This is a genomic window from Alkalicaulis satelles, from assembly GCF_008630495.1.
In the GTDB taxonomy this organism is placed as follows: Bacteria; Pseudomonadota; Alphaproteobacteria; order Caulobacterales; family Maricaulaceae; genus Oceanicaulis; species Oceanicaulis satelles.
In genome coordinates this window covers 712,510-725,200 of record NZ_VWOJ01000001.1, presented here as the reverse complement: position 1 = coordinate 725,200, position 12,691 = coordinate 712,510, and the positions used below count along the sequence as shown (strand labels likewise).

The 12,691-nt window shown below is 63.0% G+C and carries 13 protein-coding genes and 1 tRNA gene; 8 read left to right on the top strand and 6 right to left on the bottom strand.

What is annotated here, in order from left to right:
* Nucleotides 1-321 precede the first annotated feature (321 nt).
* Nucleotides 322-1,275: a hypothetical protein gene (locus F1654_RS03475; RefSeq protein ID WP_150022097.1), complete on the top strand. Its 954-nt coding sequence runs from the start codon at nt 322-324 to the stop codon at nt 1,273-1,275.
* Nucleotides 1,276-1,314: 39 nt separating this feature from the next.
* On the opposite strand, the gene F1654_RS03470 is transcribed toward F1654_RS03475, so the two are convergent.
* From F1654_RS03470 to F1654_RS03450, 5 genes are all read right to left on the bottom strand, one after another.
* Entirely contained in the window at nt 1,315-2,325 is a 1,011-nt protein-coding gene (locus F1654_RS03470) for a cysteine synthase A (RefSeq protein ID WP_150022096.1), read from the bottom strand.
* Nucleotides 2,326-2,386: 61 nt separating this feature from the next.
* On the bottom strand, nt 2,387-3,379 hold the full coding sequence (locus tag F1654_RS03465) for an NAD-dependent epimerase/dehydratase family protein (protein ID WP_150022095.1): 993 nt from the start codon (nt 3,377-3,379) through the stop codon (nt 2,387-2,389).
* Between the two features lie 38 nt (nt 3,380-3,417).
* Entirely contained in the window at nt 3,418-4,362 is a 945-nt protein-coding gene (gene fcl / locus F1654_RS03460; RefSeq protein WP_150022094.1) for a GDP-L-fucose synthase, read from the bottom strand.
* Nucleotides 4,355-5,422 (bottom strand): GDP-mannose 4,6-dehydratase, encoded by a 1,068-nt coding sequence (gmd, locus tag F1654_RS03455; RefSeq protein WP_150022093.1) that lies wholly within the window; start codon nt 5,420-5,422, stop codon nt 4,355-4,357. Before gmd ends, fcl begins: the two co-directional genes overlap by 8 nt.
* A gap of 110 nt (nt 5,423-5,532) precedes the next feature.
* On the bottom strand, nt 5,533-6,978 hold the full coding sequence (locus F1654_RS03450) for an exopolysaccharide biosynthesis polyprenyl glycosylphosphotransferase (RefSeq protein WP_150022092.1): 1,446 nt from the start codon (nt 6,976-6,978) through the stop codon (nt 5,533-5,535).
* A gap of 219 nt (nt 6,979-7,197) precedes the next feature.
* Here F1654_RS03450 and F1654_RS03445 point away from each other — a divergent pair, with 219 nt between their 5' ends.
* On the top strand, nt 7,198-7,656 hold the full coding sequence (locus F1654_RS03445) for a GNAT family N-acetyltransferase (protein WP_150022091.1): 459 nt from the start codon (nt 7,198-7,200) through the stop codon (nt 7,654-7,656).
* 10 nt (nt 7,657-7,666) lie between these two features.
* Here the strand turns inward: F1654_RS03445 and F1654_RS03440 are convergent, their stop codons facing one another.
* Nucleotides 7,667-8,383 carry a hypothetical protein gene (locus tag F1654_RS03440; RefSeq protein WP_150022090.1) on the bottom strand — a complete coding sequence of 239 codons (717 nt, stop codon included), beginning with the start codon at nt 8,381-8,383 and terminating at the stop codon, nt 7,667-7,669.
* Between the two features lie 265 nt (nt 8,384-8,648).
* On the opposite strand from F1654_RS03440, the gene F1654_RS03435 reads away from it, so the two are divergent.
* From F1654_RS03435 to F1654_RS03415, 6 genes are all read left to right on the top strand, one after another.
* A tRNA-Met gene (locus F1654_RS03435) sits at nt 8,649-8,725 on the top strand.
* Nucleotides 8,726-9,218: 493 nt separating this feature from the next.
* The gene (locus F1654_RS03430) at nt 9,219-9,665 is read left to right on the top strand and encodes a hypothetical protein (RefSeq protein ID WP_150022089.1); all 447 of its coding nucleotides are present in this window, start codon (nt 9,219-9,221) and stop codon (nt 9,663-9,665) included.
* 28 nt (nt 9,666-9,693) lie between these two features.
* Nucleotides 9,694-9,819, top strand: coding sequence for a hypothetical protein (locus F1654_RS14085; protein ID WP_269844597.1), 126 nt, complete (start codon nt 9,694-9,696; stop codon nt 9,817-9,819).
* Complete coding sequence (locus F1654_RS03425; RefSeq protein WP_150022088.1) at nt 9,816-10,478, top strand: RHS repeat-associated core domain-containing protein; 663 nt, start codon at nt 9,816-9,818, stop codon at nt 10,476-10,478. Before F1654_RS14085 ends, F1654_RS03425 begins: the two co-directional genes overlap by 4 nt.
* A gap of 166 nt (nt 10,479-10,644) precedes the next feature.
* Complete coding sequence (locus F1654_RS03420; RefSeq protein WP_150022087.1) at nt 10,645-11,139, top strand: hypothetical protein; 495 nt, start codon at nt 10,645-10,647, stop codon at nt 11,137-11,139.
* Between the two features lie 493 nt (nt 11,140-11,632).
* Nucleotides 11,633-12,658, top strand: coding sequence for a LacI family DNA-binding transcriptional regulator (locus F1654_RS03415; RefSeq protein WP_233205096.1), 1,026 nt, complete (start codon nt 11,633-11,635; stop codon nt 12,656-12,658).
* Nucleotides 12,659-12,691 lie beyond the last annotated feature (33 nt).

Below are 12,691 nucleotides of genomic sequence, written 5' to 3'. Positions count from 1 at the left end.
CGTCAATTGATCTGATTGTTTGCCCCGATGGCGATGTTATATTTCTGGAGGCCAATGAGATGGGTCAGTTTCTCTGGATGGAAGAGGTCGCGCCGGATTTACCAGTCTTATGGGCGTTCACTGACTATTTGTGTCGGCTCGCTGGCGCTGACTTTGAACCGCGCCCGGCCGAAATTACACTGGCGGCCGCGCGTTCGGATGGGGCCTTTGAACGCGGTCGAAATGATATGGCGGAGCGCGCCAGAGTGGCTTCCCCATTGTTCATTTACGAAACCGAAGACGGGCGCGCCGGCCGCCCCGCTGGACGTTGAGGAGCCTGCATTGATCTCTGCTGTGTTGGCTTTGTCCGCATCCTTGGCGCTCGCGCCAACGCCGCTTGAGCAATCGTGCGGAGCGTGGGCGGGGGCCGAGGCGATCCTCGACTCTCCAAGGTCGAACATCATTTTGTTAGGCGAAAGCCATGGCAATGCCGAGCAGCCTCATGCGGTGGGGGCGCTCCTGTGTGTCGCGGCAGGGCGCGGCGAACGCATCTTGCTGGCGCTGGAGATTCCCGGAACCGAGGACGACCGCCTTCAACGCTTCATGGCCAGTGACGGCTCTCTCGAGGCGCGCGCGGAGTTGTTTGACGGCAGTTGGTTTTGGACGGTCGTTCGCGATGGCCGCTCAAGTCTCGCTCTGTTTCGCCTGCTCGAGTACGCTCGCACCCTGCGTGAAGCGAGGCACTCCATTGACGTCGCAGCTGCTGACAGAGATGCGGCGGAGCCCGTCGATGCGATTCTGGCGCGGTTTCCTGGCCCGTTGCCAGATGTCGCGCCCGACGCATTGCGCCATGGCGCCCGTAACCTGCATATGGCCGTGACCGTTGCCAAAGCCTGGGACACGGGCGGCTATGACCGGATATTGATGATGTCAGGCGCCATGCATGTGCGTCGCTCAGTGACGGAGAACCAGTTCTATTTTCCCCGCGAACGGATGGTGCGTACATTGCCCTACGTCGCCACGCCGCTCCTGCTCGGGGACAGACCTGTGCGTACGTTCCGGCTGGTGCATTCCGGCGGCGTTACAGAGGGCTATACTGGAGACGAGCCTGTCTTTGGCCAATGGACCGCGCCGCCAAATGCGCCTGCTGGGCTTTCCCCGGGCAGCTCGATCTTCAATCCAGACGCCCTTTATGACGCTGATTTTGACGGCATTATACATGTCGGCCAGGTGTCCGTGTCGCCGCGCGCTGTTGATGTATTGCTCCGTCCCCAGCGGGCCGATACCGAAGACTAGACGCCTTGAAGCCCTGGGCCTGAGAGCCGCATAGCGGTTTTACCCCTCCAGCCAGGGCGGCGTGGGCAAGCCCTTCTCGCGCAGGAAATCGGGATTGTAGAGCTTGGACTGATAGCGCGAGCCGTGATCGCACAGAATGGTCACGATGGTGTGGCCGGGGCCCATCTTGCGCGCCATGCGCACAGCGCCCGCGATATTGATGCCCGCTGATCCGCCCAGGCACAGGCCTTCGTGCATGACCAGATCATAGAGGATCTCCAGCGCTTCCTCGTCGGGGATGCGAAAGGCGTCGTCGATGGCCGCGCCGTCCAGATTGGCGGTGATGCGGCTCTGGCCGATGCCCTCGGTGATGGAATTGCCTTCCGCCTTCAGCTCGCCATGGGCGTAATAGCCGTAGAGCGCCGCGCCGCCGGGGTCGGCCAGCGCGATGCGCACGGTTTTGCTTTGGCTCTTGAGGTAATCGGACACGCCCGCAATCGTGCCCCCCGAGCCCACCGCGGCCACGAAGGCGTCGACCTGGCCGCCGGTCTGCGCCCAGATTTCCGGGCCGGTGGTCTGGGCGTGGATGGCGCGGTTGGCGGTATTGTCGAACTGATTGGCCCAGATCGCGCCATGGGGCTCGCTGGCGTTCATCTCTTGCGCCAGCTGTCCTGAATAGCGCGCATAATGATTGGGGTTGGCGTAAGGGACGGCGTCCACCTCGATCAGTTCAGCGCCCATCAGGCGGATGGCGGCGGCCTTCTCGCGCGACTGGGTGCGCGGAAACACGATCACCACACGGTAGCCCAGAGCCCGCCCAACCATGGCCAGGCCAATGCCGGTATTGCCCGCTGTGCCCTCCACGATGGTGCCGCCGGGTTTCAGCGCACCGGAGCGCTCCGCGGCGCGGATAATGCCCAGCGCGGCGCGGTCCTTCACCGAACCGCCGGGATTGAGAAACTCCGCTTTGCCCAGAATCTCGCAGCCCGTGGCGTCCGATACCCGGTTCAGGCGGACCAGAGGCGTGTCGCCGATCAGATCGATCACAGAGCGGGCGGGCGAAGCGGTCATGGCGGGTTTCCTCATTTGACGCCCCTCCATGCCAGATCGCGGCGCGTGTGGCGAGGGCGCGTCAGTAGCGCCAGTCAGCCGCCTGGCCTGCGCGCCAGTCCTTAAGCCAGCGCGCAAAGCGCGGCAGGCCTTCAGCGATGGAAGTTGTGGGCTCAAAGCCATAATCGGCGCGGATGGCGTCAATATTGGCCGCGGTCATATGCACATCGCCCGGCGCCATTCCGGTCATGATTTTCTCGGCCTCAAGGCCAAAGGCGTTTTCCAGCGTGGCGATGAAGTCCATCAGACGCTCGGGCCGGTTATTGCCGATATTGTAGAGCCGGTGCGTGCGGCCGGCCGCCTGGCCGCCTTTCGGCCCGCCCAGGGCGATGGCGGTCACGCCCGCGACGATATCGTCGATCCAGGTGAAATCGCGCATCAGGTCGCCATGGTTGAAGACCTGGATGGGCTTGTTGTCCAGCATGGCCTCGGCAAACGCGTAATAGGCCATGTCCGGCCGGCCCCAGGCGCCGTAGACGGTGAAGAAGCGCAAGCCCACCTGCTCGATGCCGTAGAGCGAGGCATAGCTCTGGCTGATCATCTCCGCGCCGCGCTTGGTGGCCGCGTAGAGCGAGACCGGCGAGTCGGCGCGCGCGTCCTCGGCGAAGGGCGCGGGCGTCGTATCGCCATAGACCGAGCTGGATGAAGCGTAGACCAGGAAGGGGCGGGTGCTGGCGTGGCGCACATGCTCCAGAACGGTCAGCTGGCCTTTGAGATTGGAGTCCAGATACGCAAACGGCGCTTCCAGCGAGTAGCGCACGCCCGCCTGGGCGGCCAGGTGCACGATGACGTCAAACGCGCCCAGCCCGTCCAGCGCCGTTTCATCGGCCAGATCCCGCTCGGCGAAATCGAAGCCCTTTCGGGCCTTGAGGAATTCCACCCGCGCGCGCTTCAGGGCCGGATCGTAATAGGCGTTGAGATTGTCCAGCCCCGTGACGGCGCAGCCCTCATCCAGGAGCGCATGGCTGACATGGGCGCCGATAAAGCCGGCCGCGCCGGTGACTAGGATACGCAAGGGCAAGGCTCCTGAGACGGATATCAGTCGGGCTGACGTCAGGTCTGGTTCTTCAAAAACCAGTCATAGGCGTCTTGCAAGCCCTCGCGCAGGGCGATCTTCGGCGTCCAGCCCAGCGCGCGAATGGTATCGGCGCTCATGAGCTTGCGCGGCGTGCCGTCGGGCTTGGAGAGATCTTTGGTCAGTTCGCCCTCAAAACCCACCACCTCCATGACGAGGCGCGCCAGCGCCTCGATGGTGAGATCCTGGCCCGAGCCCACATTGACGTGCTCAGGAGCGGAATAGACCTGCATGAGATGGACCAGCGCATCAGCGCAGTCATCGGCGTGGAGAAACTCGCGCATGGGCGCGCCGGTGCCCCAGATCTCCATGGAGGCCGCGCCGGCCAGCTTGGCCTCATGGGCCTTGCGGATCAGGGCCGGGATCACGTGGGAGGTCTGGAGATTATAATTGTCGCCCGGTCCGTAGAGATTGGTGGGCATGGCCGAGATGAAGTCGCGGCCGTGCTGCTTGCGATAGGCCTGGCACAGCTTGATGCCGGCGATCTTGGCGATGGCGTACCACTCATTGGTGGGCTCCAGCGGGCCGGTCAGCAGCGCGTCTTCGGGTATCGGCTGGGGCGCGAGCTTGGGATAGATGCACGAGGAGCCCAGGAACAGGAGCTTCTCCACGCCTGTCTCATGGGCGGCGTGGATCAGATTGGCCGCGATCATCAGGTTGTCGTAGAGGAAGGCGGCCGGATAGCTGTCATTGGCCAGAATCCCGCCCACCTTGGCGGCGGGGATGAACACGGCCTCCGGCTTCAAGCGCGCCATCAGGGCCTCGGCCTGGTCCTGGCGCACCAGATCAGCTTCCTGGCGCGTGGCGGTGAGGATCTCGCAGTCCTCGCGCTTTAGCCGGCGCACCAGGGCAGAACCCACCATGCCGCGATGGCCGGCCACATAGACGCGCTTGCCCTTGAGGGAATAGACGCGCTCAGCCATGACGGTTATTGCGACCCGCCTCGGCGGCCACGGCCTTGAGGTCTTCGGCCACCATTTCGCGCACCAGTTCGGGGAAGGCGGTGGTGTGGCGCCAGCCCAGTTTCTCCTCGGCCTTGGAGGGATCGCCGATCAGCAGGTCCACCTCGGTGGGGCGGTAATAGCGCGGATCAATGCGCACCAGCACCTCGCCCGTCTTGGCGTCCCGCCCGGTCTCGTCCACGCCTGCGCCCGTCCATTCAAGCGTGCGGCCGGTTTCGGCGAAGGCGCGTTCGGCGAACTCGCGCACGGTATGGGTCTCGCCCGTGGCCAGCACCCAGTCATCGCCGACCTGGTGCTGGACGATGCGCCACATCCCTTCCACATAGTCGCGCGCATGGCCCCAGTCGCGCCGGGCGTCCAGATTGCCTAGCCACAGCGACTTCTGGAAGCCCAGTTCGATGGCCGCCACGGCGCGCGTGATCTTGCGGGTGACGAAGGTCTCGCCGCGCATCGGGCTCTCGTGATTGAACAAAATCCCGTTGGAGGCGTGCATGCCATAGGCCTCGCGGTAATTGACCGTGATCCAGTAGGCGTAGAGCTTGGCCGCCGCGTAGGGGCTGCGCGGATAGAAGGGGGTGGTCTCGTTCTGGGGCACGGCCTGGACCAGGCCGTACAGCTCGGACGTTGAGGCCTGATAATAGCGGCAGTCCTGCTCCATCTTCAGAATGCGCAGCGCTTCCAGAAGGCGCAGCGCGCCCAGCGCATCGGCGTTGGCGGTGTATTCGGGCGTCTCGAAGCTGACCTGGACGTGGGACTGGGCGGCCAGATTATAGATCTCGTCAGGGCGGGTTTCCTGCACCAGCCGGATGAGATTGGTGGAATCGGTCATGTCGCCATAGTGCAGATGGAAATTCGTCGGCGCCTCGTGCGGGTCCTGATAGATGTCATCAATGCGCGCGCTGTTGAACGAAGAGGCCCGCCGCTTCATCCCGTGCACCACATAGCCCTTGGACAGGAGCAGGCGCGCCAGATACGCCCCGTCCTGGCCGGTGACTCCGGTAATCAGCGCGGTTTTCGTCATGCCCGTAACCTCAAAGCCTGCCGTGCGCCTTGCGCCGCAGTGTGGACGGGCTTCGTTGTAGCGGCAAACGGATGGAAGAAAAGCGTTATGCCTGCTTTGTGGCGCCCTGGTCACCCGCCACGGGCGAACACCACCTCGCGCACGGTGCGGATCAGGATCACGAAATCACGCCATAGCGACCAGTTGCGCACATACCAGGCGTCCAGGCGCGCGCGTTCGGCAAAGGTGGTCGCATTGCGCCCATTGGTCTGCCACAGCCCGGTCAGGCCGGGGCGCACGCGCTGATAGGCGGTGAGATAATCGCCGTACTCGTCCATCTGGCCGAGGGTCATGGGGCGCGGGCCGACCAGGCTCATCTCCCCGCGCAGCACATTGATGAGCTGGGGCAGCTCGTCGATATTGGTCTTGCGGATCAGCCGTCCCACCGCCGTGATGCGCGGATCGCGGCGCAGTTTCTGGAACGCGTTCCATTCCGCCGCCACCGCCGGGTCCGAGGCGATCAGTGCTTCCAGGCGCGCTTCGGCGTCCATTTGCATGGAGCGGAATTTCAGGCAGTCGAAGACCTCGCCCCCGCTTCCGGCGCGCTTCTGGCGGAACAGGGCCGGGCCGCCATCGGCGCGCACGGCCAGCGCCACGGCGCCCATCACCGGCGCCAGCACGATCAGAAGCGCTGCGCTCGCTGCAATATCGAAGGCGCGCTTGGCGGCGCGCGCCAGCGGGCGCGCCAGCGGGTCGCGCACGTCCACAAACGAGACATCTTCGAGCGGGTAGTTGAGAATTTCGGCATGAGCGGGCAGGGGCCCCAGCTGGGGCGCCAGGAGGAAGGGCACGCCCTCCAGCGTCAGGGCGCGGATCACGGCGTGCTGATGGCGCTCGCCGGGCGAGGGCGCGTAGACCACCACCAGGCCCGAGGCCGCCGCCTGGCGCATCATGTCGATCAGGCGGCGCGATGCGAGGCCTTGCGTGCTCACTGCGGTTTCCACATGCACGCCCAGCGCGTCATGGCGGGCGATGACGTCGCCCGTGCTGGCGGCGCGGGCGGGTTCGCAAAACACAATGGCCGGGCTGGTCCACAACCCCGCCGAACGCAGGCTGGTGCGCGCCGCAAGGCGCGTTATGACCAGCACCGGCGCCAGCAGAACCCAGTGCAGCATGGTCAGAAGGCGCGAGCCCACCTCGATGGTCGCGAACTGGATGGCGCCAGCCGCCATCAGCGCGGCGGCGCAGCCGATGAGGATGGCGGGCATCTGATCGGCCAGGGCCTCGCGCCGGTGGTAATGCCCGCGCGAACGAAACCAGGCCAGCAGCGCCAGCGAAAACGCGCCCGCCATGCCCAGATGCAGGCTGATTCCGGCCGGATTGGCGCTGAGCGCGGGATAATCAACGCCCGCGCGCCACAAACCGGTGATCATCCAGGCCAGCGCGCCAGCCAGCACAAAAGCGATCAGATCAGCCCAAAGAAGGGCTGCAGACTTGATCGATTGGAGCCCCGCAGAGGAGACCCGTCCGCCCGCGCCTGTGTGCGTTTCCAGTGACTGATCGAGGCTGTGAACCACAAATCTGCTCCACCCTGACGCGCCCGAAAGCGCTGAGGGCCCAGCGATGCAAGCCCGGGGCCAGCTAGCATGGGCGCGCGCAGCCGCTTGACGCGCCCCGGGCGGCGAGGAAGGGGCCGGTCTTCAGGTGCTCCACCCCGTCTTCTCTTCGACCGTGTCGCCAGTAGAGATTGGATGGCGCCATCGACGCCTGGGCCGGGCGGAGGTATTGGAAGGGCCATGATCGAGATCCGCCCCGATGACCTCAGCTCGGAAGAGGTCCAGGCCCTGCTGGCGCTGCATCTGGCCGGCATGCACGCCAGCTCGCCGCCTGGAACGGTGCATGCGCTGGGCGTGGCGGCGCTGACATCACCGGATGTCAGCGTGTGGACAGCTTGGCGTGAAGGCGCGCTGGCGGGCATGGGCGCGCTCAAGGCCCTGGGCGAGGGGGCGGGCGAGATCAAATCCATGCGCACCCATCCTGATCATATGCGTCAGGGCGTGGGCGCGGCCCTGCTCGAGCACATCATCGCAGAAGCCCGCGCACGCGGTTGGCGCCGCCTCAGCCTGGAAACGGGCTCTGGCGGGCCGTTCGAGGCGGCGCTGGCGCTTTACCGCAAACGGGGATTTGAGGAAGGCGCGGCCTTTGGCGGGTATCAGCCCGGCGCGTTCAACCGCTTCTTTCACCTGGATATCTAGAAAAACCCGCCTACCAGCGCGCGCGCAGGGCGAGGCCGGCATAATGGTCTTCTTCAGACCAGTCGCGCGCGCCCATGCGGTAGTGGCGCTGTTCGCGCACATAGCCCGCGGTGACGAACAGATCGTCATTGACCTCCAGGCCGACGCCGAAATGGGCGTCGCCCACGCTGGCGAAGGCGCCTGCAGGGGCGAAAGTGTAGTCCAGCATGCCGCTTGGCGCGATCACATAGCTCTCGCGTCCCGCCCCGCCGACCAGGAAAACAGGCGGCAGATCGCTGAGCGTGCGGGTGCTTGCGGTGAGCTGGACGCCCAGCGCCGAACCTGACCAGCGCGACCCGTCTACGGCGCGGGCGCGGGCGCGCAACTGCACGTCCGGCCCAAGGTCAAAACCGGTCTCGTCAGACGATGCCAGACTATAAGGATAAGGCTCGGCCAGGCGCAGGGCTGCGCCCGAGCGCGACAAGGCAGCCGCCACCGCCTGGCGGCTGCCATCTGAAGCCTGGGGCAGCGAATACGCGTCCAGATCCACAAACGGCGCGGAAAGGGCCAAAGCGCCCGGATCGGCCGATGGGGCGTGGGCCGGATTCTGGGGCGCGGCGTCGGTGACGAAAGCGGTGAATAATCCGCCTCCGGCGACCAGGGCGGCCAGAGACAGCTCGGCTGAGCGCCGTAAAGTCAAGGCGCGGGCATGACGGCGCTTGCGCCCTGCCGCCCGATCCGTGTTCAAGACTGCCTCGACACCGCCTGCGCGCATGCCAGCACCTCGTCCCTGTCCCCCGGCCAGACGATGAGGCGGTCATGACGCCGCCCCTGACGCACTGGCTTGAACGCAGATTACTGCGCACCGCGGGGAACGGGCAAGGCCATAGTTAACCGGCCGGTTCGCGCATCGCACGGAAGCATGACGGCGCGCAGCGCACCGGTTGACGCCGTCAAGCGCGCGTCATACATAGCGCCCCCTGATCACGGGCCAGCCCTGTGAACGGCATTGACGCGGGGTGGAGCAGCCCGGTAGCTCGTCAGGCTCATAACCTGAAGGTCGTAGGTTCAAATCCTACCCCCGCACCCAATTCCCCGAATGAAAATAAAGCTTTGAAGCGCCACTCCTTGCGCCGGCGCGCCCTGTGCGCGTTCGCCTCAACATGACCGCTAAGCGTCGTATATTGCGGCTGTGTGCAGGGGCTTTTGACTGATGCGCGTCCTCGCCCTTCGGGCTGCGGGCGCTGCGGGCCAGCTCTGGCTGGGCGAGATCGGCGCCTGCTCCTGCAAGAACCGCATCTGCAATCCCGGTCATTCTCATGTAGGAACATGGCACACACACGGTCGCGACCTGCATGGCCACCCCTCGTTTCACGAGTTCTCTATGGCAGATGGAAGGTTTGCAATTCGGAGTCGGAGGCCTTTAGGCTTAATAACAAACCAGAGGGTGACCTCGTATACTCCGAGATTTGATCATAGAGGTAGGGCCGACTATCATCAACGGTCACCATTCTCTAGCTCTCCAGGCCGTGCTTTTGCGACCCCAGACATTTCTTGCGATTCTTAAGTGCGGAGCAAAAATCATGACATCATCGTTGTTCTTGTCAATTGTGTGGGCGCTCATTCTGGCGGGGAGTGAAAATCCAGAACAACATCCCACAGAGCGTTGGGGTGCTTACGATGAAACGCATTCAATAGACCAAAGCGTGACGTCTGGGATTCAGATCTTGTATTTATTCGACGTATTTAAATATGCTAAAAGAAAAGCCAATGTGTCTGGACGGGAGCTGTTGGATTTTGAATGTTACGGAATTTCCATGACCACCATATTTAATGGCGATATGGAAATTGTCGAGCGGCATTTTTCTTTTCTAGGTGTGCAAAGACTGGATTCTGAATTCGAGGATGCCGACGACCATGACATTGTAAGTTGGAAGTGCGCTACAGATGACCGAATTAGATCATTTGGAGTGTCTTGTGATCATGATTGTAATTACATGGAAATGGATGCATTTACGGATTGGAATTAAGGTCCTGCTCTAGGGGCTGCATCGGAGCGTGCGTCTAATCCTTCGAAGCATCGCCGAGACCAATGGGTCGGGCGCGGTGGTGCAGATCAACAGCTATGACGACTATGGCCTGCCAGCGTCCGGCAATGTGGGCCGGTTCGGCTATAAGCCATGACATCCCTGCGCGTCCTCGCCCTTCGGGTTGCGGGCGCTGCGGGCCAGCTCTGGCTGGGCGAGATCGGCGCCTGCTCCTGCAAGAACCGCATCTGCAATCCCGGCCTTGGCCGCTTCATCCAGCCCGACCCGATCGGCCTGGCCGGCGGGCTCAATCTCTACGCCTATGTGGGCGGCGATCCGATCAATTTTGTGGATCCGTGGGGGGTGTCGCCGGATATTCCAGAGCGTGAGCCACACCAAGAATACAAGGATAAAGAGTGCCCTTTCTCGATGCACTGCCGGGATGATCATTTGCTTCAATGGATCGCGTCGGGAGATGCTTTGATATTCTTCTCTGCGTCTATGGGGATGTCACCTTCTCAGGCAGCTTTTGCAACAGCGATCATGCAGCTCAGAACGATATATGGTATTGTTGGAGAGCCGCATTTTTTTGCAGAAAGTGCGGTTGGGTTATGCTCTGCTGATTTGGCTTTTCACATGATAAGATTGCCATTGATGCCTGCTCCAGGTGCAGCTTTTGCTGAAGAGGGCGGACACGAACGCAAGCTGTGGGGCAATAATCCGATTTTTCAAATCGTCGATCCAGATAATCGGACATTGATTAACATAACCCAACCCGGCCATCGTTATTATCCAGGGTTCTTGAATTCAATGTGAGGCGGGGAGCTTTCGGAACTTCAATTATAAGTGTTGTGGGTGTTGGTATAGGTGCGCACAGGAAAGAGAATATTGCTATTGGTTCTGCATACTTCGGGCGCGCTGTTTCTGGAGCGGCGAGTATGTGTACGGCGTTGACATTAGTTGCCCGAGGAGGGCCCGGAAGATGAATAAATACAGTCTCACAGCTCTGACCAGCGTTGCCGCATTTTTCTTGTCGGGATGCGACCCTTTCGCTTCAAGCTACCCTTCCTCGCGATTTCTTGTATGCCTGCAGCAGCCCCAACAGGCAGATGATCTCCGTTTGTTTTTCGCTAAACACGTCATCGAAAACGGTTTTTTATATCACGATATGCCAATACTGGTTGATGTCCCCTTGCACTCTTCCGCCAGGGGCGAACCGCGCCCCGGCTATTGGGAGGACATAAGGCTGGCCGCGCAAGTGCCCGGCGCGACGACATTCATGATGGCGAACAATGCAAGCCTGTATGGTCATGAAGTGAGCATTGCCATTTTCGCAAGCAATATTCCCGAAGCTTCCCGCGCATTCGAAGCAGATTTTTCGCAGGCTTTGCTGATTGAATGGAATGCCATCCCAATCAATCCGCGCGTCGGTTTGATACCAGGCGTTTGCGATAATCTGGATGAGGTGGCGCTATAGTCAAAGAGATTTAACACCATTTAAATAACGCCGCCGGCCAGATCGGCTGATCTTTATCTCCTGCGCGTCCTCGCCCTTCGGGCTGCGGGCGGCGCGGGCGCACCCTGGCCAACGATATCTACGCCTTCACCGGCTATACCAATATCGACGTGAACTTCACGGTGAACGGTCTGAACCCGTATCTGACGGCGGCCCATTTCACCTTCAGCCATGACGCGCGCGGCGCCTTGGCGGGCGCAGGCCGGGGGGCGAACCGATATTGATGGGGCTGGCCTGTTCGCGCTGTGCGCCGCGCGCCAACCCTCTCTTTGATATGGCCGCCAACACTATCCTTGCGCGCTGGCCGGCGCCGGGGCGAACGCGCGGCGTGCGTGTTGACGCTGGACCGGCAAGGGAGATTCCATTAACGCAGGGCGCCGCGGGTCTGGCCCGCGCCTATTGTCAAGACGAGAGACACACCAGAGTGGCGAGAGACAAGGACCGGCGCGGAGCCGTGACAATCGAGGATGTGGCGCGGCATGTCGGCGTGTCGCCCATGACGGTGTCCCGGGTCATCAATAATTTCAGCGGCGTGCGCCAGTCCACGCGCGAGAATGTCCTGCGCGCCGTGGCCGAGCTGGGCTATTCGCCCAATCCTGCGGCGCGCTCGCTGGCCCGGCATGGCGGGCGGCGGGTGGGGCTGCTCTACTCCAACCCCAGCGCGGGCTATCTCAGCGAGTTCCTGGTGGGCGCGCTTGATGGGGCCCAGCGCAGCGGCTCCCTTTTGATGATTGAAAAATGCGGCGCGTCAGAGGACAGCGAGCGCGCTGCAATCGACCGCCTGGTGGCCGGGGGCGTGACCGGCGTGATCCTGCCGTCGCCTCATGCCGAATCGGTGACGGCGCATGAACAGCTGGCTTTGCACAATATCACCGGAGTCGCGGTCGGCGCCCGGCTGCTCAACCAGCAACCCAATACGGTGCGCATTGATGATTTCGCCGCCGCCGCCGAGATGACGCGCCACTTGCTGGATCTGGGTCACAAGCGGATCGGTTTCATCAAGGGCGCGGCCAACCAGTCGGCCACCGCCGAGCGCCTGCTGGGCTTCGAGACCGAGATCCGCAAGGCCGGGCGCGCCGCCTCCGCCCTGGTTGAGGAGGGCGATTTCACCTATCGCTCGGGACTGGAAGCGGCCATGAGGCTGCTCGCCAGCGAACAGCCGCCAACCGCCATTTTCGCCAGCAATGACGATATGGCCGCCGGGGTCATGGCCGCCGCCCATTATCGCGGGCGGGTGGTGCCTGGCAGCCTTTCTGTGGCGGGATTTGACGATACCCCGATCGCCACAGCGGTCTGGCCGGAACTGACCACGATTCATCAGCCCGTGGCCGGGATGACCGAGACGGCGGTGCGAATCCTGTCAGAGGCCGCGCGCGGCAAGACGCCCAGCGCCCCGGCCCAGCCCGTGGACCGGCTTCTTCCCTACAAGCTCGTCATTCGCGCCTCCACCGGCCCGGCGCCCCGACCGGACGCCTCGTAAATTCCAGTTCCAGGCCGGTTACGGCCTTGACAC